Below are 25264 nucleotides of genomic sequence, written 5' to 3'. Positions count from 1 at the left end.
ACTACGCTGCGCGCCGCGGCTCCGTATAGGCCTGACGGTACAGGCCCGCAATCAGATCCGCCTCCGTGATCATGCCGGCGAGCCGTTGCTCGGCATCCAGCACTGGAATATGGTGGTGCCCGTCATTTGCGAAGAGAGGCAACAGTTCCACGAAAGATGTCGTCATCGCGACAGTGCGCACGTCGGGGTTCATCAATGCGCCGACGACTGGCGCCGAATCCTTCGCCGGCTTGAACCAGCGATGCAGCAGATGCGGCAGACCGGACGCGTTCCCGAGGCCCTGTTTGTCGACGAGGTCGGCACGCGTCACGATGCCGATCACGCGCCGGCTCGCATCTATGACCGGAAGCGCCTTGATACCGCGCTGTTTCAGCAAACTCCACGCCTGCGAAGCTCGCGTCGTCGCTGACACGGCAACCACAGGGCTCGACATGATGTCTGCGCAGCTCAGTTGGCCGACCGTCCGGGCATAGGCCTGCAACTGGACATCGTGCAGCAGCGATTCGAGATCGTCGAGATCGATGTCCAGCAACTCACTGCGCCGGTTCAATACCGCCTCGAGGTCTGCGCGCGTGAAGCTCTCCTTGGCCGTCACGGAAGATCCTGCCGCACGTTTGCCTGGACTCTGGTGTGCGACGTGCGGATAACGATGCCCGGTGACCGCGTGGTACACGATCGCGGCGGCCAGAAGCGCTGCGGACTGCATAGCAATCGGCTCGACGACAAAACGGTAACCCAGGGCGTGAACGGCCGGACCACCAAGGACTGCGGTCAACGCGACCGCGCCTGACGGAGGGTGAACACAGCGCAGCGCAAACATCAGGCAAATCGCCAGTGCGACGGCCAGCGCGGCGGCGCCGACCGGATCGGCGATCAAGCTGGCACACGCAACGCCAACCGTCGCGGAGACGAGATTGCCGCCAATGATGGACCACGGTTGGGCGAGCGGACTTGCGGGAACCGCGAACAGCAACACCGCCGATGCGCCCATTGGCGCAACGAGCAGCGGAATGCTGGCGGCCGGTCCGAGCAGGAGGTGCATGGTCCCGCCGGTAAACGCGATCCCGAGCAACGCACCGAGACACGACCTCAGGCGTTCCGGCCAGCGGACCGCGATAGGACTGGGGATGAAGCTGGAAAGCCAGCGAACGACCGCGTAGGAGGACAAGATTGGACTGGGAGCGAGGGTGAATGGCAAGACGCGGGACGGGACCACACCTTGCGGTCAACCCCTCCCGAAACGAACTGACAGATCGCCGCGATTATATATCACGTTGTGATGCATGCCATTCTGTTGAAGCGTAACGAGACAAAGCATCAAAAACGATAAGGGCCGCCCGGCAGAACAGACTTCGCTCTGCCGGACGGCCCACGTCCTGCCGGAAATACGGGTTAGCGAAGCTTATCCCGCGTGACCATGACTGCCCTTTTCGCTATCCAGATGCGCCATCTGCGCAGCCGCATAGCGCTCGCCTGCCGCAGCGCCATTCGGCACCGCCTCGGCAATCGCGGCGAGATCTTCGCGACTCAACTGTACATCCGCAGCACCGAGTGCCTCCGCCAACCGCTCACGCTTGCGGGCGCCGACCAGCGGCACGATATCGCTGCCTTGCGCAGCGACCCACGCAATCGCGATCTGCGCGACCGTCACGCCTTTCGCCTGCGCGACCTTGCGCAGCGCCTCGACCAGCGCGAGATTGTGGTCGACATTCGCGCCCTGGAAACGCGGGCTCATTGCGCGGAAATCGCCCTTACCGGCGGACTCCCTGGTCCAGTGCCCGCTGATCAGACCGCGCGAGAGCACCCCGTACGCCGTCACACCAATTCCAAGCTCGCGGCAGACCGGCAGAATCTCATCTTCGATGCCACGCGAAATCAGCGAATATTCGATCTGCAGATCGCTCACCGGATGCACCGCCGCCGCACGCCGGATGGTCGTTGCGCCCATTTCGGACAGCCCGACGTGCCGCACATAGCCGGCCTTGATCATGTCGGCAATCGCGCCCACGGTATCTTCGATCGGCACGTTGGGATCGAGCCGCGCCGGACGGTAGATGTCGATATGATCGACGCCCAGCCGCTGCAGCGAATACGCAAGAAAGTTTTTCACCGCCGCCGGCCGTGCATCGTAGAGCGACCAGCCGCCCGCGGGATCACGCATCGCGCCGAATTTCACGCTGACGATGGCGGCGTCGCGGCGTGACGGCGGCGCGCTTTTCAGGGCCTCGCCAATCAACAGTTCGTTGTGCCCCGAGCCATAGAAATCGCCGGTATCGAGCAGCGTGATACCCGCTTCCAGCGCGGCGTGGATCGTGGCGATGCTCTCGGCCCGGTCGGCCGGACCGTACATTCCCGACATACCCATACAGCCCAGGCCCAGCGCTGAGCTTTGCGGACCGGTCTTACCCAGTTGAAGTTGCTTCATGATCGTCCTCGGTAGGTGCGCCGCATGTGAGGCGCTTGATGCGAAGTATCGGCCCATTTGCTGCGTGCGATAATCCATCTCAATTCGAATAGCCTGTGCGGAATTGCGAACAATGCCGGAACCCGACCTTTCCGATCTGAAAGCCTTCGTCGCTGTCACCCAGGCCCGCGGCTTCCGGCATGCGGCGTCGACGCGCGGGGTTTCAGCGTCCTCGCTCAGCGAGGCGATCCGGCGGCTGGAGCAACAATTGGGCGTGCGTTTGCTCAATCGCACGACCCGCAGCGTCACGCCCACCGAGGCGGGGCAGCGGCTGTTCGAGCGGCTGGCGCCGGCCTTCGGCGAAATCGCCAGCGCGCTCGATGCCGTCAACCTGTTTCGCGAGAGTCCCACGGGCACGCTGCGCCTGAATGTGCCGTCGATCGCGGCACGGGAAATCCTGCCTGCCCTGCTCTCGCGCTTCCTCGCCGCTCATCCGGGCATCACCGTGGACGTCGGCACCAACGACACCTTTATCGATATCCTCGCGGCGGGTTTCGACGCCGGCATCCGCTACGACGAGCGGCTCGAGCGCGACATGATCGCGGTGCCGATCGGCCCGCGCGTGCAACACTTCGTCGCTGCCGCCGCGCCGTCGTACCTGGCGGCGCGCGGCACGCCGCAGCATCCGCGCGAACTGGTTGACCACGCGTGTATCGGCCACCGCTTCGATAGCGGCGTGCTGGCCACCTGGGAGTTCAGACGCGGCGACGAAACGGTGCGGATCGAGCCGAATGGGCCGATGATTGCCTCGGTGATCGAACTCCAACGCGGCGCCGCCATTGATGGACTCGGGATCCTGTATACGTTCGACGAATTTCTAAGGCCGGCTATCGAGAACGGCAAACTGCTGCCGATACTCGACGACTGGTGGCAGTCTTTCAGCGGACCGTTTCTCTACTATCCCAGCCGGTCTCACATGCCGGGGCCACTGCGGGCCCTGGTGGATTTCATTCTGGAGAAGGATGGTTTGGAGTCCCAAGGTACAGCCTGAAAGCGTTTGACACATCGTCGGCACCTGGCTCCTCACATCAGCGTCCCCCGCGTCTTCCACCACGTTTACGAGCCACCATGGCGGCAAATGAAATCCACCTGTACAAAGGGCAAGAGAAAGCCTTTTGTTAGAAAACCAGATCATTTCCGCCCGTCACCGCCACTTCCCGGCACGCGTAAAAAATTTTCGCCCATAGCAACGGATTTCGCTGCGCCAGACCGTTAAAGCATTCAACGGCGGATGCGCCGGTTCCTGCCGGCCTCCCCTCAGCATCGGGATACCGCGCGGCCGGCCATCTGCACGAGCCATCTGCCCTTCGCCCGTATCGGGATGCCATGACCACTCGAATCCTTCTCGTCGACGACGACCTGGAGCTGCGCAGCCTCCTGTGTGAATACCTGGGACGCCAAGGTATCGAGGTCACCGCCTTGCATGACGCAGGCGCGCTAATGCAGCAGCTCGAACGCGAGCGGCCGGATGCGATCGTGCTCGACGTGTTGATGCCCGGCGTCGACGGACTCACTGCCCTTGGGCGGCTACGCGCGTCCGGCGACGATACTCCCGTCATCATGCTGACCGGCCGCAACGATGACGTGGACCGCATCGTCGGCCTGGAAATGGGCGCTGACGACTACATCAGCAAGCCGTTCAACCCGCGCGAGCTGGTTGCGCGCGTCCAGGCCATCTTGCGGCGCCGCCGCGCCTTGCCGGCGCCCGCCGCACCCGAGCAACGCCTGCCGTTCCACTTCGGTCGCTTCACGCTGGACTTCCAGTCCCGCACCCTGAGCGCCGAAAGCCGCTCGATAATCCTGTCCGCCACCGAATTCGCCCTGCTCAAGGTATTCGTCAATCATGCGATGCGCACCCTGACCCGGGAACGTCTGATCGGTCTGCTGTACGGTCCGGAAGGCGAGCATACCGACCGCGGGGTCGACGTGCAGGTCTGGCGTCTGCGGCAAATTCTCGAAGCCAATCCGTCGGCCCCGCGCCTGATCCAGACGGTCCGCGGCCGTGGCTATGTTTTCGTTCCCGACGGCGAACAACATGCGCAGGTGCAGCCATCGGCGTTGGTCTAGAATGTCCGCGCTCGCGGCTGTGGCTCGGAGCGACGGCGCAAACGCCGGGGTGCAACGCGCTGCGCTGCAGTAGAGGTGAAAGCTTGTCGGCCATCCCGGTCATGGGACTGTCACGCAAGTGCAAGACAGAGTCGGCAAAATCCCGCTCACAATGAAAAACGATGCAACGGGGCGAGAGCGTGACCACAAAATATAAAGTGCTGTTTCTCTGTCGTGAGAATTCAGCGCGCAGCATCATTGCCGAAGCGCTGCTGCGCGAGCTGGCAGGCCACCGCTTCGAGGTATTCAGCGCGGGAGCGGAACCGGCCGCGCGGGTTCACGCGCTGGCAATTGCGCAACTGCGCCCCGGCATCTCCGAACTCGGCCTGCTCAACCCCAAGAGCTGGCTCGAGTTTACCGGCGAGTGGGCGCCACGCATGGACCTGATCGTCGCGCTCGACGAGCGCGTCTCCGAGTATCACGCGCCGGCGTTTCCGGGTGCCCCGTTGTTCGTCAACTGGGAGTTTGCCGACCCGCTCGCGCAAGGCATGACCGCGGAGGAACGCACCCGCTCGTTCGAAAAGGTCTTCTGGCAGATCGTGCGCCGCGTGACGCTGTTCATGGAGTTGCCCCGTTATGCGCTGCCTGCGGCCTCGAGCGCGCAGAGCGTGGAGCGCGTGGCCGACGACAGCGGCATCGTGTGTCAGGGTTGAGCGCACCGCTCGCGGCCCGGCGTTTCCTTGAGGGCCCCCAGACCTGCCGCTTACGCGTCAGGCCCCCCGAGGGGGTCAAGCAAACTTGGGGCGGCCCGGCGTTTGCTTGAGGGCCCCCAGACCTGCCGCTTACGCGTCAGGCCCCCCGAGGGGGTCAAGCAAACTTGGGGCGGCCCGGCGTTTGCTTGAGGGCCCCCAGACCTGCCGCTTACGCGTCAGGCCCCCCGAGGGGGTCAAGCAAACTTGGGGCGGCCCGGCGTTTCCTTGAGAGCCAGTCGTTACATAATCCGTAGCCGCTTGCAGAGGGTCCGCAACCGGGCCAATGCACACTCCCGTCGCGCAGCGCACAAACTCCATCGTTTCAACCACTTGCGCGGTTTTCCCGGGAATTGTCCACAGCCTTGCGAACAGATTATGTGGACAACTCGGCACACCGTTCGATGAGATGGCACCGCCCATGCAGTCGCGCTTCGGTTAAACGGCGCACCGGCACCGCTCGCGGCAGCGGCCGGCGCAGTGGAAAATCAGCAAGCTCTGCACCGCCATCCCTGCGCTAACGGACTATGCTACGGCCATCATGAAGCCCAGCACAGAACGTGACTACCATCGCCGGATCGCCCGCGTCATCGAGGCGATCCTCGCCGATCCAGGTGCGCCCCACACGGTGGAAAGCCTCGCCTCGCTCGCGCACCTCTCGCCTTTTCACTTCCACCGTATCTACCGTGCGCTGACCGGCGAGAGCATCGCTGAAACGGTCCAGCGCGTGCGGCTCGCTCAGGCGGCCCATCGTCTGACCGTCGCGGGTGATTCGGTGACCACCGTGGCGGGCAAAGTGGGCTACGAGAGTCCGCAAGCGTTCTCAAGGGCGTTTCGCGGCTTTGCCGGCATCAGTCCGAGCACCTTCCAGATGCGGCAACGACGCCTGAGCGCTCCCGATGCAAGTGGGCCACGCATCGCAGACGCCAACGTAGGCCGCGCGGCTACCGGCGCTGATTTGCCGTGCGTCGAACTGGTCGAGCTTGCTCCGATCGATGTGCTGTGTCTTCGCCACGACGGTCCCACCGCCACCATCAGCCAGACCTTCAAGGCGTTGTGGCAGAGATTGGGCTGCAGCCCGAAGGAGGCGCTGGCTCAAGGCACGATCGGCCTGTGCTCCGGGGATCCGGAAGAGCCCGGCAGCTTTCGTTATCTGGCTGCCGTCGTACGGAGCATCACGATGCCAGCACCCAGTCCGCTTGAAACCGTGCGGATCGAGGGGGGACTGTATGCGTCCCACCGGCTGGTCGGTCCCTACGCGCTGATTGCACCGACGTTCCAGGCGCTGTTCGGCGGCTGGCTGCCGCAAAGCGGCTACGAACCCGACGCCCGGCTGGCGCTCGAGTTCTATCGCAGCCGGCCTGCGCCGGACCGGCAGCACGAATACGTCACCGACCTGATGATTCCCGTTCGCAAGGACTAGACATGCTTCGTCGTTACTTCGCCGCCGTCGCACTGATCGCGGCATGCTGCGCCACCTCAGCTACTGCCGCCGGCAACGACAGCCCCGCGCCGTATCACGTCGGCGCAGCCATGCGGGTCTTTCATCCCACCGTCGCGCGCAACTGGCGCGGCGCGCAGACCGAGGCGCTCATCACGAACCTCTGGTATCCAGTGGATGCCGACATCCCCGAATCGGCCCACACGATCGACGAAGGTGGCCGACCGCTCTTCCAGGGGCATGCACTCGCAAACAACGCCCCCGTTTCCGCCGCTCACGCAAGGTATCCGCTAGTGCTGTTGTCGCACGGCACCGGCGGGACCGCCGCCAGTCTCGACTGGTTAGCCTCCGCGCTCGCCGCGAACGGCTATATCGTGGCCGGCGTCAATCATCCGGGCAACAATGCACTGGAGCCACTGACCCGTGAAGGCTTCATGCTCTGGTGGGAGCGCGCCACCGACCAAAGCGAGGTGCTCGACGGCCTGCTCGCCGATCCGGTGCTGGGCAAGCGCATCGATACCACGCGCATCGGCGCGGCGGGTTTTTCGCTCGGCGGCTACACGGTCCTCGAACTGGCGGGCGCGCGAACCGATCTGCAAGGATTCCTGAGCTTCTGCGCTTCGCCCGCCGCGGATGCGATCTGCCATCCGCCCGAGATGCAACGTCTTCAAGGCGGTGCACCCGTACCGACCAATTTCTCGCCGCAAATGTCCGCATCGATGGCACGCTCGGGCGCCTCGTACCGGGACCCGCGTATCAAGGCCGTCTTCGCCATCGCGCCGGCATTGGGCGAGGCCTTCAACGAGACATCTTTTGCGGGGATCGAGATTCCGGTATCGCTACTGGCCGGCACCAACGACGTCACCGTGCCGGTTGCAACCAACCTTCAACGGATGGCAGGCTTCATGCCCAACGCCAAGGTCACCTTGTTGCCTGGCGCCACGCATTACACGTTTATGGACACCTGTGTGCCGGCCGTGGTCGAGCGCCTCGCAAGAATTTGCCAGGACCCGCCGGGGGTCGAGCGCGACACCATCCATGCACAAGCGATCGAAGCGGTGCTCGACTTCTTCAGCCATACGCTGCCGGCAACCACACAGTAGCCGGAGCAGACCTCAGGGCACGAGGCGCTCCGGGTCGCGCGGCACGAACGCGGCCTCCTTGACATTGGCGAGACCCAGCAGCCGCATGATCACCCGTTCGATGCCGAGACCGAAGCCACCGTGCGGCGGACAACCGTAGCGAAAGTTGTCGAGGTAGTGCGTGATGCTGGCCAGCTCGATGCCCTTCTCGGTCGCCTGCTGACACAGCACGTCGTAACGATGCTCGCGCAGCGCGCCGGTGGTGATTTCAATGCCCCTGAAGATCAGATCGAAGCTCTTCGTCGTGCCCTGCTCCCGGTCCCATGCGTGATAGAACGGACGCCTGGCGATCGGATAGTCGCTCACGAAGATCAGGTCGGAGCTAAGCACTTTATACAGCATGCTTTCACCTTCGTCGGGCAGGTCTTGCGCCGGACCGAGAGGCATGCCGTGAGCAGAGAGAATCGTCTTCGCCTCGGCCAGGCTGAGATGTTCGACGCTCGGCTCAAGCAGCAGATCGACACCGAATAGCGCTTTGACGTCCGCGGCAAACGGCGCGAGCCTGGCGAAGGCATAGCGCAGCATCTGCTCCTCAAAGGACGTGACCTGTGCGGTTTCGAAGGCCCAGGCGAATTCGATGTCCAGACCCGTAAACTCGGTCATATGCCGGCTGCTGCGGCTTTCCTCCGCGCGAAACACCGGTCCGATTTCGAACACGCCTTCGAGCCCCGACGCAATGCCCATCTGCTTATAGAACTGCGGCGACTGCGCGAGAAAAGCCTCGGTTTCGAAATAACTGACGCGAAACACCTGGGCGCCGCTTTCACTGGCGTTACCCATCAGCTTGGGTGTGTGCAGCTCGGTGAAACCTCGCCCTAGCGCGAACTCGCGGCAAGCGAATTCGAGCGCGCTGCGCAAACGCAACATGAGCTGCCACTTGGGCGTCTTCAGGTCCACGACGCGATGGTTAAAGCGCAGGTCGACGCTGCTCGTCCCGGTAACCGGATAAGGCTGCGCCCGCGAAAACACCTCCACCGAGCGGACCTGAAGCTCTACGCCAAAGGTCTTGCTCTGCGCGGCGCTCACGACAACACCGGTGACCGCGAAGGTCGAACCGGTGAGCAATTGTCCCGCCTGAGCATGCTGTGCCACCGACGCCTTGTCGACGACCAGTTGCAGCGTGCCGGTGGCGTCGTGGGCGAGCAGGAACTGCAGGTTCTTCTGGTCCCTCAGTACATCGAGCGTCAGATAAAGCGTCACCACTTCACCGATACGGTGCTTCACGTCTTCGACTAACGTCCTCATGGTTCTCTGCCTTGATGAAAAGCGTGCGGAAATAAAAAAAGGCACTCAGTTCGTGAGTGCCTTTGGCTTGACGGTGCTTATTTTTCAACAGACAAATAATCTCCTGTCACCCAAAGGCGACAAATTATTATTCCGGTCGAGACGGCTAAAACGGCACATGGTCTGGAGAAAAATAGTCAACGGAGCGGATCGAATATCGGTTTGCCGGAATACGGACGCGGCTAAGGCCGACAAGCTGACGCGATCTAAGGTAACAAACTTTGAGGGAAAGCGCAAAACGTGCTGCAGGACGGCTTGTGCGTACAACTGTACAACCGCTCAATCCGCCATCGTGCGCATGGCCCGGTATTCGCGCCGCACGATATCCATCAATTCCGCGACCGACGTGCTAGCCGCCTCCTTCTCGTAGGTCACGCGCCCGCGCTGCATCAGCATGACGCGATCGGCGATATCGAGCGTCTGCGCATAGTTGTGCATGATCATCACGATCGACAAGCCGCCCTTCTCCTTCAGGCGCAGCACCAGATCGATAATCAGTCCGGCTTCGCGCGCACCCATCGCGGCGAGCGGCTCGTCGAGCAGCAGGATCTTCGCATTGGAATTCACCGCCCGTGCAACGGCAATGGCCTGCCGCTGCCCGCCCGAAAGCTGCTCGACCGGTAGGTCCACCGAAGGCACGCGCACACCGATCTCTTCGAGACATTCCGCCGCGCGTTGACGCATCGCCCGGTTGTTCAGCAAGCGAAACGGCCCCGACCGGACGATCTCGCGATTGAGGAACATGTTGTGATAGATGCTCAGCGAATTCGCCAGCGCGAGGTCCTGATAGACGCATTCGATGCCGAGCGAGCGCGCGTGATCCACCGAGCGCAGCAGCGTCTCTTCACCGCCGACGAATAGCGTGCCGCTCGTCTGCTGCTGAAAACCGGTGAGAATCTTGATCAGCGTCGACTTGCCCGCACCGTTATCGCCGAGCACGCCAAGAATCTCGCCGTGCTTGAGCGTGAGCGTCACGCCGTCGAGCGCCGTGACGGCGCCAAAACGTTTGACGATGTTTTCGCCACGCAGCGCTTCCGGCGTCCCGGCCATCACAACTCTCCCTTGCGTGCGAGACGGACCACGTGGATGTTGAAGATCATCGCCGCCAGAATCGCCGCGCCGAGAATCATGTTGAAGGTGAACGCATTGATGCCGATCAGCGTGAAGCCGTCGTTCAGAATGCCGAGCACCGCTGCGCCGATCAACCCGCCGATGATCGTGCCCGAACCACCGGCCAACGGTGTGCCGCCGATCACCGCCGCCGCCACGGCGAGAAACATGATCTGGTTGCCGCCCGCCTGCGGGTCGATCGAGGTAATGCGAAAGCCTTCGAGAATGCCCGTAAAACCGGCCAGCACCGCGGCCAGAACAAAGTTGCCGAGCTTCAGCCGCTTCACGTGGATACCTGCCTCGCTTGCCCCGAGCTGATTCGCTCCCGAGGCGATCGTATGCAGGCCCCAGCGGGTATGCCGCAACAGCACGTGCATCACCGCGACGATCGCAACCGTCCAGATGATCTCGCTATAGCCCCAACCACCCATGAGCGCCGAGAAATCGGCATCGCCGGGTGGGGACACAGGCGTGCCGCGCGAGATCGTCAAGGTGAAACCGTTGACGAAAAACAGCGTGCCGAGCGTCGTCACAAACGACGGGATGCGCAGGTAGACGGTGACCGCGCCATTGACGAGCCCCACCACTGAGGCCGCCGCCACGCCGGCCAGCAGAGCGATCCAGGTGGGTGCGCCGGCCTCGTGCGCGAAATGCATGATGAACGGGGCAAACGCAAACACCATCCCCGCCGAGAGGTCGATCTCTCCGCCGATCATCAGCATGATTTCCCCGCAGGCGATGATCGCCACCGGCGCGATGAACTGCGACAGGTTTTCGAGGCTCGCGCTCGTCAGCAGGAAATCGTGATTGACGGTTTCGAAGTAGGCACACAGAATCAGCGCCACCGCCAGAATCCGGATCTCGCTCGAGCGGCCGAGCACGCGAGGCCAGTGCCTCGCGCGCCCGGTGGACTTGGTGGTCTCGCTCACGGACGACATTACGACGTGATCCCGCCACTACGCGGTACGATCTGCGGCTTGGTGCTCTTGCCTTCGTAGCGCGTTTCGGTATTCAGATACGGATCCACCGTGCCCTTGGTGACGAACTTCAGTCCCGTGTTGATATTGGCCGGCCCCACCAGCCCGCCGGAGGCAAGGAAAACGAACGCTTCGACCACGGTATAGAAACCTTGCACGTAAGGTTGCTGATCGATCGTGAAGTCGAGAAAGCCGTCGTGGATCAACTGCACCGTACGCGGCAACAGATCGAAGCCACCGCCATGCACGCCCTTGGCCGGCAGATTGGACTCCTTCATCACCTCGGCGACGCCCTGGGTGCTGCCCGCGTCGACAGCGAACATGCCTTTCAGGTCCTGATGGCCCAGGTAGAACGACTTGATCTTGGAGAGTTCTTCGTTGACCGTCGCGCCGGTGGCGATCATCTGCGCATCGATCTTCTTGCCGGATTTCTTGATCGCATCCATCGCACCGTCGAGGCGAGGCTGGATGTTGAGCTGGCCCGGTGTGGCAATAAAGAGTGCGACGAGACCGCTATCGACGAGGCTCGCAATCCGCTCGCCCATCTGGTAGCCCGACAGGTACAGATCCTGGCCGATATACGCAAGACGTGGATTGGAACTGCCGCGCGGCGCGTCGGCGTTATACGCAAAGACCGGAATACCGGCATCGAGCGCTTTCTGGATCGGCTTGTCGAAAGCCTTCGGATCGACGATCGGCACGGCAATCGCGTCAGCCTTGGCGGCAATCGCCGCATTTACCGCGTTGACCATTTCGCCGACGTCAGCGTTCGCCGAACCGGTCCACTGGTAGTCGAAGCCCAATAGTGCTGAGGCATCCTCAATACCATATTGCGTCGGCACGAAGAACGGATTGGTCGTCACGTGATTGACGAACACAATCTTCCAGCGCTTGTGCGAGGGAAAGGGCGCGGCATCGGCTGCCTGCGCCGGGGTGGTTACACCGCCTAGCAAGGCCATCGCCGCAGCAAGGCCCGCACCTTGCAGCAGGCCGCGACGCATGCCCTGAACTTCACCTTGTGATTCCTGCTTGTTCTCTTCCCGCTCCTCGGCCATGTCAATCTCCCGTCTCTCAGTTGTTCAACCCTGACTGTTCATGACGGCGCAGGCCGGGAAAGCGCCGTTGCCGGCCATCACCATGCTCAACGGAACCCGCTTGCACAAGCGCATGCGTTCCCGCATGACGATCCACAGAAAATGCTATATCACGGGTCTACACCTCATAATCGATGTATACCCTTAACTAGTCGGACTATTTATTAGTAAGCCAAATGGCAGTCCATGGCGCGTACGACGGCCGTATTGCAGCGCAAGCGTGGCTCGGCCAATCTTGCAGAATGACAGTGTTGCAGTGCAGAAATGCCTATAAACGGCAAGCCCTCGGCACGCATGGAAGATCCGGCCCACGACGTATCGAGCGTACCGGAAATCCCACATTGCGGGTGGCGGCGAGTACACCATGCAAGATAAATAGTATGACTATCTATTGAGCCTAGAGAGCGCCCCATGGAGAACGTCCAACGCCCGCCACTCCGCACACAGGTACACGCACGTCAGCTTCAGGAAAAAGAACGGCCTAAGCCGGATGGCCGCCGCCGATTTCGAGAATACTCTCGGCGTCGGCACTCGCGTTTTCCAGTTGAACGAGGCTCGCCTGGCGCGCGCCGAGCGGATCACGGCTCTGGATGGCGGTGAGAATCGCCTTGTGACGCGGCAATGACAATGCATGCGTGTCCGGATGGCGGCTCGTCAGCTTGATCGATTCCGACAAGGCAAGCGACAGCATATTGCCGATATGCGCGAGCAGATCGTTGTGGGTGGCAGCCATGATGGCGCGGTGAAATTCGAGGTCCGGTTCGAGCAGCGCGCCGGCGGTCGGGGCACGCTCCATGCGCTCGTAAGCCGCGGCGATGCGGGCGAGATCGTCGCTGGTCGCCGCCGTTGCAGCGAGCGCAGCAGCAGCCGGTTCGATGACGCGGCGCACCGTCAGCAGCGAGCGAAAGAACTCACCCTCCGGCACGCTGCTTAACGTCCAGTACAACACATCGGGGTCGAGCATGTGCCAGTCTTCGCGCGGCCTCACCACGCTGCCCACACGCGGCTTCGATACCACCAGCCCCTTCGCCACCAGCACACGCGTCACCTCGCGCAGCACCGGACGGCTCACGCCATAGCGCTCGCACAGGTCGGCCTCGACAGGCAGACGCTGGCCAGGCCGCAGCTTGCCGCTGACGATATCCATGCCGAGCTCCTGCACGATCCGTCCGTGCAGGCTCTTGCGTTGTTGCAGATGACGATAATCCATTTGAATAGATCGCGAGCCGGGCACACGGATGACGCATAGATGCGCGATCAAGCATAACACGCACGATCGGCCCGCATCGCAGGTCCGCAAGCGCCCGGACGCACCGCATCATTTGATCGACGCGCCGCGTTCGCTGAGGAGCTGGCGAAGAATGCTGCGATGGCAACGGCTCTCGTCGTCGCAATAGCAACCGACCGAAAAGTTCGTGGTCTTCGACATTGCCGCGAGCAGGTCCAATACCTTGCTAGTGTCGCTATCGTTCATCTCGGCGCGGTAGCTGCGCGCGAACTTGTCCCAGTCTGCCTGGCTGACAGCCTCCTTGGCTTGCGCAATCAAGGGCGCGCTCGGCGCAAGGTTGGGCAGCCAGACATCGTAATAGTCGCGTGTGCCGAATTCCGCCTTCGGCACGCCGCGCGGCGGCCGCCGCACCGTGCCGATGCGCAGCCCTTCGTCTGCCGCCCTTGGTGTGCCAAGCTGCACGATGCGAATCGCCATGTTGCCGATCTCCCATGTTGTGAATGTGAAGCGCTTGTCCAGATCGCCGGGATGCGCTCAAAGGAAAACAGTCGAATCAAGCGCGCGTCGGTCACGCTATTGCGGCTCGCCTTGCGGGCAGGCGGTCGTCGAAAACACCAGGCAATCTCTCGCCTGCGTGCCGAACGCGGGCAGCACGAGCCATTTCTTCAAGATACCTTCGCACTGCATACCGAGTTTTTCAAGCACGCGCCGCGAGCCGGTATTCTCCGGATCGCACACCGTCCAGATTCGTTGCGTAGCCGGATTGCGCCATAGCGCCTCGAGCGCTGCACGCCCTGCCTCGGTCACCAGACCCTGCCCCCAGAAGCGCTCGGAAATGCCGAAGTGAATCTCGGTTCTGTGTCCGTGAGGGACGACGAGAAAAAGGCCGATCGCCTCATCCGCGGCGCGTGTGCTGATGACCCAGGCGAACGGTGCATCGTCGTGCAGACTCCAGGCTTCATCGCACCATTTCTTCAGCATGACCTCGGTGCGCGCAGCATCCGGGTCGGCGCGGCGTTGCAGAAAGCGCGAGCAACGTTGACTACCGGTGTAATTGGCGAACAGCACCTGGGCGTCGCCTTTTCTCGCGCGGCGCAAGTGCAAGCGTTCGGTCATGAGTTCACGCCGATGTTCCATCTGGGCTCCCGTAGGCATGGCGCCTTTGTGCCCGCAAGGCGGCGCGATCGTTAGAATGATCCCCTACCCAGGCAGCGAGACAACACCATGCTAAACGGCAAGCGTATTGCAATAGTGGCGGCGATGGCAAGAAACCGGATAATCGGCGCGGCCAACGACATCCCGTGGAAAGCCCCAGGCGAGCAGCGGCGCTTTCGCGACCTGACGCGGGGACAACTGGTGGTGATGGGCCGGCGCACGTACGAGTCGATCGGCCGGCCCCTGCCCGAGCGCGATGTGCTGGTCATCGGCTCGCGTGATGTCGACGCCGAACGGGTGGCCACATGCCGCTCGCTGGATGAAGCCATCCAGATTCTTGGCGACGATGCGCGCGACGAGATTTTTATCGCGGGCGGCGAGCAGATCTACCGTCTGTTCCTGCCGTACGCCGACACCTTCTACCTGACGGAAGTCGATCTGGAACCCGCCGGCGACACCGTGTTTCCGGAGTTGCCACCTGGCTTCAAGTGCGTCGAGCGGGTTCACGTCGGCGGAGAACCCGCTTACACCTTCCTGACTTTTCGACGCGCCGCCAACGAGAACGAAAACGCAAACGCCAGCGAGCCTGCACGGCCCAACTCGTCCCGTTAGCGGCCCCCTTGCTACACGTGGCCAGGCTGCTCCTCGCCGGCCGTACCCGTCGCTGCTGCCGGCCCCGTGATCGAGCCCGACGCGTCCTCCAGCGCCGTGTCGTGATGCAGCAGCAACACGGCCCCAACCCCTACGAGCCCGGCTCCCGCAAGACACAGCAGTCCCACGCCAAAGCCGCCGGTACTATCCTTGATCCAGCCCATCGCATAAGGACCAAAAAAGCCCGCCAGGTTGCCGAGCGAATTCACAGCGGCAATGCCGCATGCCGCCGCCGCGCCGGACAGGAATGCCGCCGGCAAGGTCCAGATCACCGGCAGGCAGCCGAAGATACCGAAGCCCGCCAGCGAAAGCGCGGCCATCTTCAACACCGGGTTATCCAGTCCCGCCGCCGCGCCGATCCCACCCGCGGCCACCAGCAGCGCAATCGCCACGTGCCGCTTGCGTTCGAGCTTGCGGTCCGAGTGCCGCCCCCACAGCACCATGCTGATCACACCGACCACGTAAGGCAAGGAAGTGACGAAGCCGGTCTGCAGGTTGCTCAGACCAAACGCCTTGACGATCTGCGGCAAGAAAAAGCTCAGACCGTAATTGGTTGCGTTCGCACCGAAATAGATCAGCGCAATCGCCAGCACGCGCGGATTGACCAATGCCTCGCGCACACTGAACTTGCGCACCGATTCGCGCCTCGCGCGCTCCTCGGCAAGCCGGCTGATCAGCCACTCGCGCTCGTCGACTTTCAGCCAGTTCGCATCGGCGGGCTTGTCGGTCAGATAGAACAGCACCACGATCGACAGCACCACCGCAGGCGCCGCCTCGAGCAGATAGACCCATTGCCAGCCCGCCATGCCGCCGAGGCCATTCAAGCCGAGCAAGGCGCCTGAGACGGGCGCGCCGATCACCGTGGAAAGTGGAATTGCCGCCATGAAGTACCCGACCACGCGCGCACGATACATGGCGGGGAACCAGAGCGTCAGCAGAAAGATGATGCCAGGGAAAAACCCGGCCTCGGCGATGCCCAGCAGCACCCGCAGCGTATAGAACACGTGGGCGGCCGACATGCCGGTGTAGCGCGCAATGCCGGGGATGAACGCCATCGCGCCGGCAAGCACGCCCCACGTGAACATGATGCGGGCAATCCAGCGCCGCGCGCCGAATTTCTCCAGCAGCAGGTTGGACGGCACCTCGAAGAAAAAGTAAGCAATGAAGAATATCCCTGCGCCGAAGCCGAACGCGCTCGCCGACAAACCCAGGTCCTTGTTCATTTGCAGCGCGGCGAACCCCACGTTGACGCGATCCAGATAAGCCACGAAATAGCAGACGACCAGAAACGGCACAAGCCGCGCCGTGACGCGCGCCAAAGTACGATTCTCAAGCTCCATGAACGCTCCCCTTAACGAGAAACCCTCTATGTGGGTCAGCAACGCCTGGGCGGCGATCCGCCCAGGTAGCCAAAGAGTAGTCGCCAGCAGAGCGTCGGCAAAGTGATTTCTGCGGGTCGTGCGGTCGCTGGCGGAGTGCTTCGGGATCGACTACGCTGGCGACTGAGCTTTCAATCGTCCTGCACGATCGCTGTGCACGGCCCGTGCACAGCTTTTGCATGGCAAACCAGGTTCGCCCTCACGCGAACGCTCTCCCCTTTGACCGAGTCTGTCCACGCATCGCATGAGCAAGCTCCTCGCTATTCCTCGCTCGGCTGACCGGCTGCTGCGAACCGGCAACATCGCGCAGCGGCTATCAGCCGACCTGAATGGCGCCGCGTGCGGATGAACGCGCGGCGTGCAGTTCATGCGCTGCTAGGCGCGACGCTGCTGCTCGCGCCCCTCGCCGCGGCCGCACTATCGAAGCAGGCAGGGTTCGCCGCCCAATGCAGTGCGCTGCAGGGCACCGCCATTCCCGCACAACTGATTGCCTTGCCGACCCGCGGCGCGAGCATCGACAGCGCGGCGATGGTAGCCGCCACCGCCACCGGCAACCAGAGCGGCGATTATTGCCGCGTCACCGGCAGCATCAAGGCGGTGCAGCCGGACACGCCCGATATCCACTTCGACGTGAACCTGCCGGTGCGCTGGAACGGACGCGCACTGCAGATCGGCGGCGGCGGATATGACGGCGTGGTGGTGAGCGGCACCGGCGTGACGCCGTTTTCGCCCGATCATGCGCCGCTCGCCAGCGGGTACGCGACGTTTGGCGACGACTCCGGCCACACCGGCAATTCAGCGCTGGCCGACTTCGGCCTGATCAACGAAGCAGTGGTCAATTTCGGCTTTGCGCATCTGAAGAAAACTCACGATGCCGTGCTCGCAGTGATCGAACGCGTGTACGGCCGGCCTCCCGAGCGGATGTATTTCGGCGGCGGGTCGACCGGCGGCCGCGAAGGCTACACGGTAATGCAGCGCTTCCCGGACGACTACGACGGCGTGATCGCCAATTCGCCCGCACTCAATTTTTCCGGCGTGCGCCTGCTAGGCGTCGCGCTTGGAAGGGCCGAATACGGCGTGACGGGCGGTTATCTGCCTCCGGCGCTGCTGGAGCGGGTTTACCAGCGCACCCTCGAAGTCTGCGACAAACTGGACGGCATCGCCGACGGCATTGTCAGCGACGTGGCCGCATGCCGAAAGCATGAGCAGGAAGTGGTCGATTCGCTACGCTGCGCGAGCGCCGCAGGCAGCACAGATGCCGGCGCTTCCGGCGGCAGCGCCGACTGCCTCACCGAGCCGCAGATTGCGACGCTGCGCGTACTGCGCGACGGCCTCGCGCTGCCCTATCCGCTCGCCTGGAACGCAGACCATTACGCCGGCTACAACGTATTCCAGGGCACACGCCTGACCGGCGTGCTCGGCCTCGGGCACGAGCCGGCACGCCTGGCGCTGCCGACGTTCTTCGCCAACGGCTATCTGTTCACCCAGGGCGACAGCTACGTGCGCTATTTCGTGACTCAAAACGCGAAGTCCGACTCGCTCGCCGTCGACCCGGCGCATCCAGGCCGCTACCGGCAGCGGCTATTTGCCCTGTCGCAGACGATCGGCGCCATGGACACGGATCTGTCACGTTACATCGCGCGCGGCGGCAAACTGATTACGCTGCAGGGACTCGCCGACGAAGTCATCAGCCCGAATCAGACGATTGCGTACTACGACGCGCTGATCGCGCGTTTCGGCAGCGACAAGGTCGATTCGTTCATGCGCCTCTACATGGTGCCCGGCTACCAGCACGGCAATGGCGTGTTTATCCCGTCGGTCGATCTGCTCGGCGCACTCGATAACTGGGTCACGCGCGGCGTCGCGCCAGAGGCGCTGACCGCCACGGATATTGCCGCTCCGACCAACGGCCGTACGCGCCCCTTGTGCAGATATCCGATGTTTCCGCGCTACCTCGGCAAGGGCAATGTCAATCGTGCGAGCAGCTTCGCCTGCGCCGAACCGTAAGCGGATTGGGCCGCAAAAATTACCGGCGAATCAGTAGGTATCCTCACTCGCTTACCCTTACCCGGCACGCCTTGACTTCATTGAATTTGGGCGTACCGTAAACAGCATCACCGCACGTTTGCCGGAACGGCAACTCGCAAGGAAAGACCATGGGCAACAGATATGAACGCTCACGCCTGTCGCGTTCGTTCACCTACAAGGGCATTCAGTACCATCCCGGCATGCTCCTCGTTCTGGCCGCCCAGCTCGTCTGTCTCGCTGCCTTTTCGTTTGCCGCCAATCTGCTCAGCCACGACAAATGGATGTCCCTGACGCTCGGCTTCAGCCTGCTGTTCGGACTGATTCTGTCGCTGGGTTTTTTCGGCACCTGGAGTCAATTCCGTGACGATATCGATCTGTGGACGTTCTTCAACACCAACCCGGTGGAGTCCGCAGTGGCGATAGCGACGGCCGGCGAAGTCATCGCCATCATGATGATGGGGCCGTCCACCTGAGCGTCCAGGCGAGGCACCAATCGCACCGCGCGGCAAAACCCAAAGCGAGGGGAAAAACGGCGGCAGAAAAGACTGAGGGCAGCACCAGGCTGCCCTCATTGCGATGAAACTTACCGCGCCGCCGGGACTTAGAACGCCGTCCCGATCTGGAACTGGAACTTCTGGTACTGGTCGCCGGAGTGCTTGACGAGCGGGAAGCCCAGGCTCAGCTTGAGCGGCCCGATCGGCGAGATCCACGCGAGACCCGCACCATACGCGTAACGCAGACCGTTCGCGCCGATACTGCTGCCTTCCGTACCCCAGACGTTACCGCCGTCGAAGAACGTGAAGACGCGCAGCGTGCGGTCGTAGCCGGTGCCCGGCAGCGGGAACGTCAGTTCGATGTTGCCGACCAGCATTTTCGAGCCGCCGATCGGGTCGCCCGTGGTCGCGTCGCGCGGACCCAGCGAGCTCGGCTCATAGCCGCGCACCGAACCGATACCGCCGGCGTAGTAGTTCTTGAAAATCGGGTACGGCTTGCCCTGGAGGCCGTTGCCGTAACCGCCCTGGAAGTTCAGGCCCAGCACGAAGCCGCGCGCGAACGAATAGTAATACTGTGCCTGCAGGTCCGCCTTATAGTAAGGCGTACTGCCGATCGGCGAACCCCATTCGGCGTTCGCTTGCGTGAAGTAACCGCGGCTCGGTACCAGCGCGCTGTCGCGGTTATCGCGCGACCAGCCTACCGTCAGCGGCACGTTGTTCGACACGCGGCCGAAATTGTTCACGTAGTCGATGTAGCTTTGCGGCGTGGTCGAGTCCACGTCGAGCCGGTTCTGCTCGAAGCCGAGACCGAAGTAGACCATGTCCGATTCGGAGAACGGAATACCGAACTTCATATCGGCGCCCGCGGTGATGATCCGGAAGCTCGTGTCGGTCGTGTTCGAGTAGTACAGCGGCTCGCTGGTGCGGTAGTAGACGTCGGTAATGCGCTTGATGCCGTCCACCGTGAAGTACGGATCCACCTGGGTGACCGTCAGCGTACGGAACGTGGTTGCCGTGTTCACGTTCACGGCGAGGCTCGTGCCCGAACCGAACACGTTGTCCTGCGACACGCCTGCCGAAATGATCGGACCTTCGCCGGAACCGTAACCGAGACCCAGCGTGACCGAGCCGGTCGGCTTTTCCGTGACCTTGACGTTCACGTCCACCTGGTCGGCCGTGCCTTCCACCGGCACCGTCGTCACGTCGACGTCGGTGAAGTAGCCAAGACGGTTGATCCGGTCTTTGGACAGCGCCAGACGGCTGGAGTCGAACCACGAGCTTTCGAGCTGACGCATTTCACGGCGCACCACTTCGTCGCGCGTGCGGGTGTTGCCGATAATGTTGATGCGGCGCACGTAGACACGGCGGCTCGGATCCACTTGCAGCGTCAGGTCGACGGTGTGGTGTTGCTGGTCGATCTGCGGCTGTGCGTTGACGGTGGCGAACGCGTAGCCGTATTCGCCGAGCTTGTCGACCACGGCCTTGGTGGCGGCTTTCAGCTTGGCAGCCGAAAAGCGGTCACCCGGTTTGATCTTGACGAGCTTCGTGAGCTCCGCCTCGCGATCGAGCAGGTTGCCCGACAGATGGATACCGGAAATCGTGTACGGCTCGCCCTCGTGCAGGGTGAGCGTCAGGTACATGTCCTTCTTGTCCGGCGACAGCGAGACCTGGGTCGAATCGATGTTGAACTCGAGGTAGCCGCGGTCGAGATAGTACGAGCGGATGTTCTCGAGGTCGGTGGTCAGCTTGTCTTTCGAGTACAGGTCGTTCTTCGTGTACCACGAGAACCAGTTCGGCGTGGACTGCTGCATTTCGTCACGCAGCGTGCTGTCGCTGAACACCTTGTTGCCGATGAAGTTGACCTGGCGGATCTTCGCGCTCGGACCTTCGATCACCGAGAACAGCAGGCCGACGCGGTCACGGTCGATCGGCGTGACCGTGGTGGTGACTTCGGCCGCGTAATAACCATGCGTCAGGTACTGACGTTTCAGTTCCTGCTGGGCACGGTCGACCAGTGACTTGTCGTAGTAGCGGCCGAGCGACAGTCCGACCGAGTTCAGCGCCTTGGTCAGGTTGTCCTTGTCGAATTCGTGGAGGCCGGCGAAATCGATGGTGCCGATCGCGGGACGCTCCTGCACCTGCACCACGACGACATCGCCGTCAGTCGAGATCTTGACGTCGTTGAAGAAGCCCGTCGCATACAGCGCGCGGATGGCTTCAGAGGCCTTGTCGTCGGAGAAAGTGTCGCCCTGCTTGATGGGCAGATACGCGAAAACGGTGTTCGGTTCGACGCGTTGCAGGCCTTCGAGGCGGATGTCGCGCACCACGAAAGGGGTGGTGGCAAAGGCCGAGACTGCTGTAGCGCTCAGGCCGATAAATGTCAGCGCCCTGGCGCAGCGGGCCGATAGTGTTTGAACCTTCATGCAGGATAAGCGACAAGAATTCAATGCAACATGGAAACCGCCGCCGCTTGATTTCCAATCTCTGGCCCACGGCGCGGATGGGGATGTCTCTTGGGTCTACTGCAGTCTGATGCTGGAGGTGTCGCCGACGGGCGCAAGCCCAGTAGCAACCGCCAGCACTTCCGTCATATGGCGTGCTTGCGAACGAGGCACCTGGATAAAGCTAGTTCGAGAGTATAGAACGGATTAGCCCCTGAGCGACCTACCTGGATTCCAGACGATTCACTTTACTTTTATTACAAAATTCATACGTTTCCTACGGTCATAGTTACCCTCTTCGAGCATGCTCAAAGAATTTTCATACCATAGCACGAAAAATACCCGACGTAACATCGGCGATGCCCAGAGCGACGACAACAAGCTTCTCAACACAAGTATTCGTCCGAATACCAACCGTCAACCGGCAGCGAACGACCGGTTCGACCGACCACGCTCTTCAGCACACGCTGCGGAAGGAGATTCGGACGTATACGAATCGTAACAATACGATAAGGTATATCGTAATGTAGATTACGCGCCATTCTGGCACAAGCCGGGTCGCCTCCCGGATAAATTTATCGGATCGCCGGCTGGAAGGTTGCAAGAAACAGACAAGCGCGGAACGCCCAGCGCCCGAATCGCTGCGGCCTACAGGCGTTCGTTCATCAGGCGCGCGGCGAGGAAGTCGATCAGGAGGCGCGCGCGCCGGCAGCTTGCGTCCGACTACCCGGCTTCGGCCATGGCAGCGCACCGCCTCCCGGTGCGACGTGCCCGCAGCGGAAATTCATCTGCTGGAACGCGGGCACTTCGTGCTCGACAAAGCGTGCGATGAAGTTGTCCGGCATATGACGCGGTTTCTCGCCGGGTTGGAGAAACGAACCGGTGGAACTGCCTGACGGTCGAGCGAACCGCAGCCGTCAGGCCGATTCATACCCCAACGGCGCGAGCAGGTTGCGCAGCGCCGCGAGACTCAGCGGACGCGCGAACCAGAACGTTCAAGCAACACCAGACCGGCCGGCGTGGGCTGCACGCCGCGCCGCGAACGGATCAGAAGCGGCACACCGAGGTCGCTCTCCAACTGCGCGATGCGCTTGCTGACCGCCGACGGTTCGATATGCTCTTCCTCGGCGGCACGCGCCATGTTGCGGTGCTCGCACACCGCCACCAGCAGGCGGAGCGTCTTCAGGTCGATATCGCGCACGGGGTCTCCCGGATCTTTTATGTGTTTCTCAATGGGAAATCTGGTGGTTCCAAAATACCTCTTTATAGAAATTCTGGAATGCCTAAAGTTAGCACAACGCCAGCCGCAACGGACTGGCCAGACACCTGAACCCTATTGCATGGGATCGGAGACACCCTCATGTCCGCACTCCCCTCGAATGTCGTCGTCCGCGAAGTCGGCTTGCGCGACGGCCTGCAGAGCATCCAGACCGTGGTCCCCACCGCGCGCAAGATCGAATGGATCGGCGAGGCCTACGCGGCCGGCCAGCGCGAGATCGAAGTCGGCTCGTTCGTGCCGGCCCGGCTGCTGCCGCAACTGGCCGATACCGCCGAGCTCGTGAGGTTTGCCAAAACCCTCCCGGGGCTGTTCGTCTCGGTGCTGGTGCCCAATCTGAAGGGTGCCGAGCGGGCTCTCGAAAGCGGCGCGGATCTGCTGCTCGTGCCGCTCTCGGCGAGTCGCGCGCACAGTCTCGCCAATCTGCGCAAAACGCCCGATGAAGTGATCGCCGAAGTCGCCCGCATCCGCGCCGCACGCGACGCTTGCGGCTCGAAGACGCTGATCGAAGGTGGCATCGGCACCGCCTTCGGCTGCACGCTGCAGGGCGCCGTCGCGCCCGCCGAAGTTCTGCGCTGCATGCAGGCGCTGCTCGACGCCGGCGCGGACCGCGTCAGTCTCGCCGATACGGTCGGCTACGGCGGTCCGGCTGCCGTGCGCAGCCTGTTCGGCGCGGCCCGCGAACTGGCCGGCGAGCGCTTCTGGTGCGGCCATTTCCACGACACCCGCGGCCTCGCGCTCGCCAATGTCCATGCCGCGCTGGAGACGGGCGTGGCCCGCTTCGACGCAACCCTCGCCGGCCTGGGCGGTTGTCCGCACGCACCGGGCGCCAGCGGCAATGCCGCCAGCGAAGACCTCGTCTTCATGCTGGCCGAGATGGGCATCGCCACCGGCATCGACCTGCCGCGCCTGCTGGCGCTACGCGCCAGGCTCGCCCAGTGGCTGCCGGACGAAACGCTGCACGGCGCCTTGTGGCGAGCGGGTCTGCCGAAGACCTTCACCGCCCGCGCCTTTACCTGAAATTTTCGCCCGAGATTTCCATGAGCACTCCAAACAACCTTCCGCTCGACGGCGTGCGCGTCATCGAATTCACCCACATGGTGATGGGCCCAACCTGCGGCATGATCCTCGCCGACCTGGGCGCCGAGGTCATCAAGGTCGAACCGCCGGGCGGCGACAAGACGCGCAAACTGCCCGGGCTCGGCATTGGCTTTTTCCGCTCGTTCAACCGAAACAAGAAAAGCGTGGTGCTCGATATCGCGACGCCCGACGGACACGCTGCCGCGGTCGAACTGATCGGCCAGTGCGACGTGATGCTGGAGAACTTCCGCCCCGGCCTGATGCAACAGTTGAGCCTCGACTACGCAACGCTGGCGAAGCGCTATCCGCGTCTGATCTACGTGTCGCACAAGGGCTTTCTGCCCGGCCCGTACGAGAAGCGCCTCGCCCTCGACGAAGTCGTGCAGATGATGGGCGGCCTCTCGTACATGACCGGTCCGGCGGGCCGTCCCCTGCGTGCCGGCACGTCGGTCAACGACATCATGGGCGGCATGTTCGGCGCCATCGGCGTGCTGGCCGCGCTGCGCGAGCGCGACACCACCGGCCGCGGTCAGGAGGTGCAAAGCGCGCTGTTCGAAAACTGCGTGTTCCTCAGCGCCCAGCATATGCAGCAGTATTCGATGACCCACGAGCCGCCGCCGCCGATGCCCGCACGCGTCTCGGCATGGAGCGTCTACGACGTGTTCACGCTGGCGGACGGCGAACAGCTCTTCATCGGCGCGGTCAGCGACAAGCAGTTCCTGATGCTGTGCGAGGTGCTGCAATGCCCCGAACTCGCCGCCGAGCCGAGGTTCGCCAACAATGCGCTGCGCGTCGCCGTGCGGCCGGAACTGCTGGCGCGGCTCGGCGCGATCCTGAAGAACCATCGCGCGAATGAGCTCGCGCCGAAGCTGGAGGCGGACGGCATACCGTACGCGCCGATCGTGCGGCCCGATCAGTTGCTCGACGATCCGCATCTGAGGGCGAGCGGCGGCCTCGTGCCGATGGAGACCGAAGACGGCAGCACGACCGACGTCGTCCTGCTGCCGCTGCTGATGGGCGGCCGCCGCCCGGGCGTGCGCCAGGCGCTCGCCAAGGTGGGCGAGCACACCCAGGAAATTCTTGCCCGGCTCAAGGGGCGTGCGGCTTCTTGAGCTGGCGCTTGCTCAGCGGCAGTCGCAACTTCATCCATACCGGCAATTTTTTTCGCGAACCGTGTCGATTCCCCGTCACTTCGCTCGTCGTGGTGATGAAGCCCTGCTGAAAA

General features: G+C 62.9%; 22 protein-coding genes and 1 pseudogene. 10 read left to right on the top strand and 13 right to left on the bottom strand.

All coding sequences use genetic code 11. The annotated features are described in order from the left end of the window. Position 1: 1 nt before the first annotated feature. Positions 2-1168: an HPP family protein gene (locus AC1ECK_RS27555; protein ID WP_480324831.1), complete on the bottom strand. Its 1167-nt coding sequence runs from the start codon at positions 1166-1168 to the stop codon at positions 2-4. Positions 1169-1402: 234 nt separating this feature from the next. Beyond that, entirely contained in the window at positions 1403-2425 is a 1023-nt protein-coding gene (locus AC1ECK_RS27550) for an aldo/keto reductase (RefSeq protein ID WP_480324829.1), read from the bottom strand. A gap of 112 nt (positions 2426-2537) precedes the next feature. On the opposite strand from AC1ECK_RS27550, the gene AC1ECK_RS27545 reads away from it, so the two are divergent. From AC1ECK_RS27545 to AC1ECK_RS27525, 5 genes are all read left to right on the top strand, one after another. Next, complete coding sequence (locus AC1ECK_RS27545; protein WP_480324827.1) at positions 2538-3455, top strand: LysR substrate-binding domain-containing protein; 918 nt, start codon at positions 2538-2540, stop codon at positions 3453-3455. Positions 3456-3790: 335 nt separating this feature from the next. Next, the gene (locus AC1ECK_RS27540) at positions 3791-4531 is read left to right on the top strand and encodes a response regulator (RefSeq protein WP_480324825.1); all 741 of its coding nucleotides are present in this window, start codon (positions 3791-3793) and stop codon (positions 4529-4531) included. A 179-nt stretch (positions 4532-4710) separates the two neighbouring features. After that, on the top strand, positions 4711-5223 hold the full coding sequence (locus AC1ECK_RS27535) for an arsenate reductase ArsC (protein WP_480324823.1): 513 nt from the start codon (positions 4711-4713) through the stop codon (positions 5221-5223). A gap of 577 nt (positions 5224-5800) precedes the next feature. Beyond that, positions 5801-6682: an AraC family transcriptional regulator gene (locus tag AC1ECK_RS27530; RefSeq protein ID WP_480324821.1), complete on the top strand. Its 882-nt coding sequence runs from the start codon at positions 5801-5803 to the stop codon at positions 6680-6682. Between the two features lie 2 nt (positions 6683-6684). Then, complete coding sequence (locus tag AC1ECK_RS27525) at positions 6685-7803, top strand: alpha/beta hydrolase family protein (protein WP_480324819.1); 1119 nt, start codon at positions 6685-6687, stop codon at positions 7801-7803. 12 nt (positions 7804-7815) lie between these two features. On the opposite strand, the gene aspS is transcribed toward AC1ECK_RS27525, so the two are convergent. The 7 genes from aspS to AC1ECK_RS27490 form a co-directional block, all read right to left on the bottom strand. Beyond that, on the bottom strand, positions 7816-9087 hold the full coding sequence (gene aspS, locus AC1ECK_RS27520; RefSeq protein WP_480324817.1) for an aspartate--tRNA(Asn) ligase: 1272 nt from the start codon (positions 9085-9087) through the stop codon (positions 7816-7818). A 318-nt stretch (positions 9088-9405) separates the two neighbouring features. After that, a complete protein-coding gene (locus tag AC1ECK_RS27515) occupies positions 9406-10176 on the bottom strand; it encodes an ATP-binding cassette domain-containing protein (RefSeq protein WP_480324815.1) in 771 nt (256 codons plus the stop codon). Continuing rightward, positions 10176-11174, bottom strand: a complete 999-nt coding sequence (locus AC1ECK_RS27510) for an ABC transporter permease (protein WP_480324813.1) — start codon at positions 11172-11174, stop codon at positions 10176-10178. Before AC1ECK_RS27510 ends, AC1ECK_RS27515 begins: the two co-directional genes overlap by 1 nt. Next, positions 11174-12268: a substrate-binding domain-containing protein gene (locus AC1ECK_RS27505; RefSeq protein ID WP_480324811.1), complete on the bottom strand. Its 1095-nt coding sequence runs from the start codon at positions 12266-12268 to the stop codon at positions 11174-11176. The genes AC1ECK_RS27510 and AC1ECK_RS27505 overlap by 1 nt, the downstream gene beginning before the upstream one ends. 520 nt (positions 12269-12788) lie before the next feature. Next, positions 12789-13517: a FadR/GntR family transcriptional regulator gene (locus tag AC1ECK_RS27500; RefSeq protein ID WP_480324809.1), complete on the bottom strand. Its 729-nt coding sequence runs from the start codon at positions 13515-13517 to the stop codon at positions 12789-12791. 108 nt (positions 13518-13625) lie between these two features. Next, on the bottom strand, positions 13626-14012 hold the full coding sequence (locus AC1ECK_RS27495; protein ID WP_480324807.1) for a DUF488 domain-containing protein: 387 nt from the start codon (positions 14010-14012) through the stop codon (positions 13626-13628). Between the two features lie 96 nt (positions 14013-14108). Further along, positions 14109-14651, bottom strand: a complete 543-nt coding sequence (locus AC1ECK_RS27490) for a GNAT family N-acetyltransferase (RefSeq protein WP_480324805.1) — start codon at positions 14649-14651, stop codon at positions 14109-14111. Positions 14652-14759: 108 nt separating this feature from the next. Between AC1ECK_RS27490 and AC1ECK_RS27485 the strand changes: the two genes are divergently transcribed. Then, positions 14760-15302, top strand: a complete 543-nt coding sequence (locus tag AC1ECK_RS27485) for a dihydrofolate reductase (protein ID WP_480324803.1) — start codon at positions 14760-14762, stop codon at positions 15300-15302. An 11-nt stretch (positions 15303-15313) separates the two neighbouring features. Here AC1ECK_RS27485 and AC1ECK_RS27480 read toward each other — a convergent pair whose 3' ends face one another. Further along, the gene (locus tag AC1ECK_RS27480; RefSeq protein ID WP_480324801.1) at positions 15314-16681 is read right to left on the bottom strand and encodes an MFS transporter; all 1368 of its coding nucleotides are present in this window, start codon (positions 16679-16681) and stop codon (positions 15314-15316) included. A gap of 384 nt (positions 16682-17065) precedes the next feature. Between AC1ECK_RS27480 and AC1ECK_RS27475 the strand changes: the two genes are divergently transcribed. Then, positions 17066-18727, top strand: coding sequence for a tannase/feruloyl esterase family alpha/beta hydrolase (locus AC1ECK_RS27475; protein ID WP_480324799.1), 1662 nt, complete (start codon positions 17066-17068; stop codon positions 18725-18727). A 149-nt stretch (positions 18728-18876) separates the two neighbouring features. Beyond that, positions 18877-19221, top strand: a complete 345-nt coding sequence (locus AC1ECK_RS27470) for a hypothetical protein (protein WP_480324797.1) — start codon at positions 18877-18879, stop codon at positions 19219-19221. Between the two features lie 128 nt (positions 19222-19349). Here the strand turns inward: AC1ECK_RS27470 and bamA are convergent, their stop codons facing one another. From bamA to AC1ECK_RS27455, 3 genes and pseudogenes are all read right to left on the bottom strand, one after another. After that, positions 19350-21665 (bottom strand): outer membrane protein assembly factor BamA, encoded by a 2316-nt coding sequence (gene bamA / locus AC1ECK_RS27465; RefSeq protein ID WP_480324795.1) that lies wholly within the window; start codon positions 21663-21665, stop codon positions 19350-19352. Between the two features lie 707 nt (positions 21666-22372). Next, positions 22373-22528, bottom strand: coding sequence for a hypothetical protein (locus tag AC1ECK_RS27460; RefSeq protein ID WP_480324794.1), 156 nt, complete (start codon positions 22526-22528; stop codon positions 22373-22375). Between the two features lie 137 nt (positions 22529-22665). Continuing rightward, positions 22666-22884, bottom strand: a pseudogene (locus AC1ECK_RS27455) (LysR family transcriptional regulator); the annotation flags it as partial. Between the two features lie 159 nt (positions 22885-23043). Here AC1ECK_RS27455 and AC1ECK_RS27450 point away from each other — a divergent pair. Further along, a complete protein-coding gene (locus AC1ECK_RS27450; protein ID WP_480324792.1) occupies positions 23044-23979 on the top strand; it encodes a hydroxymethylglutaryl-CoA lyase in 936 nt (311 codons plus the stop codon). Positions 23980-23999: 20 nt separating this feature from the next. Continuing rightward, a complete protein-coding gene (locus tag AC1ECK_RS27445) occupies positions 24000-25151 on the top strand; it encodes a CaiB/BaiF CoA transferase family protein (RefSeq protein ID WP_480324790.1) in 1152 nt (383 codons plus the stop codon). Positions 25152-25264 lie beyond the last annotated feature (113 nt).

It is taken from the genome of Paraburkholderia sp. SSBN10T (assembly GCF_056619545.1).
The sequence above is the reverse complement of the archived record's forward strand: the minus strand, read 5'-3'. Positions and strand labels throughout refer to the sequence as shown.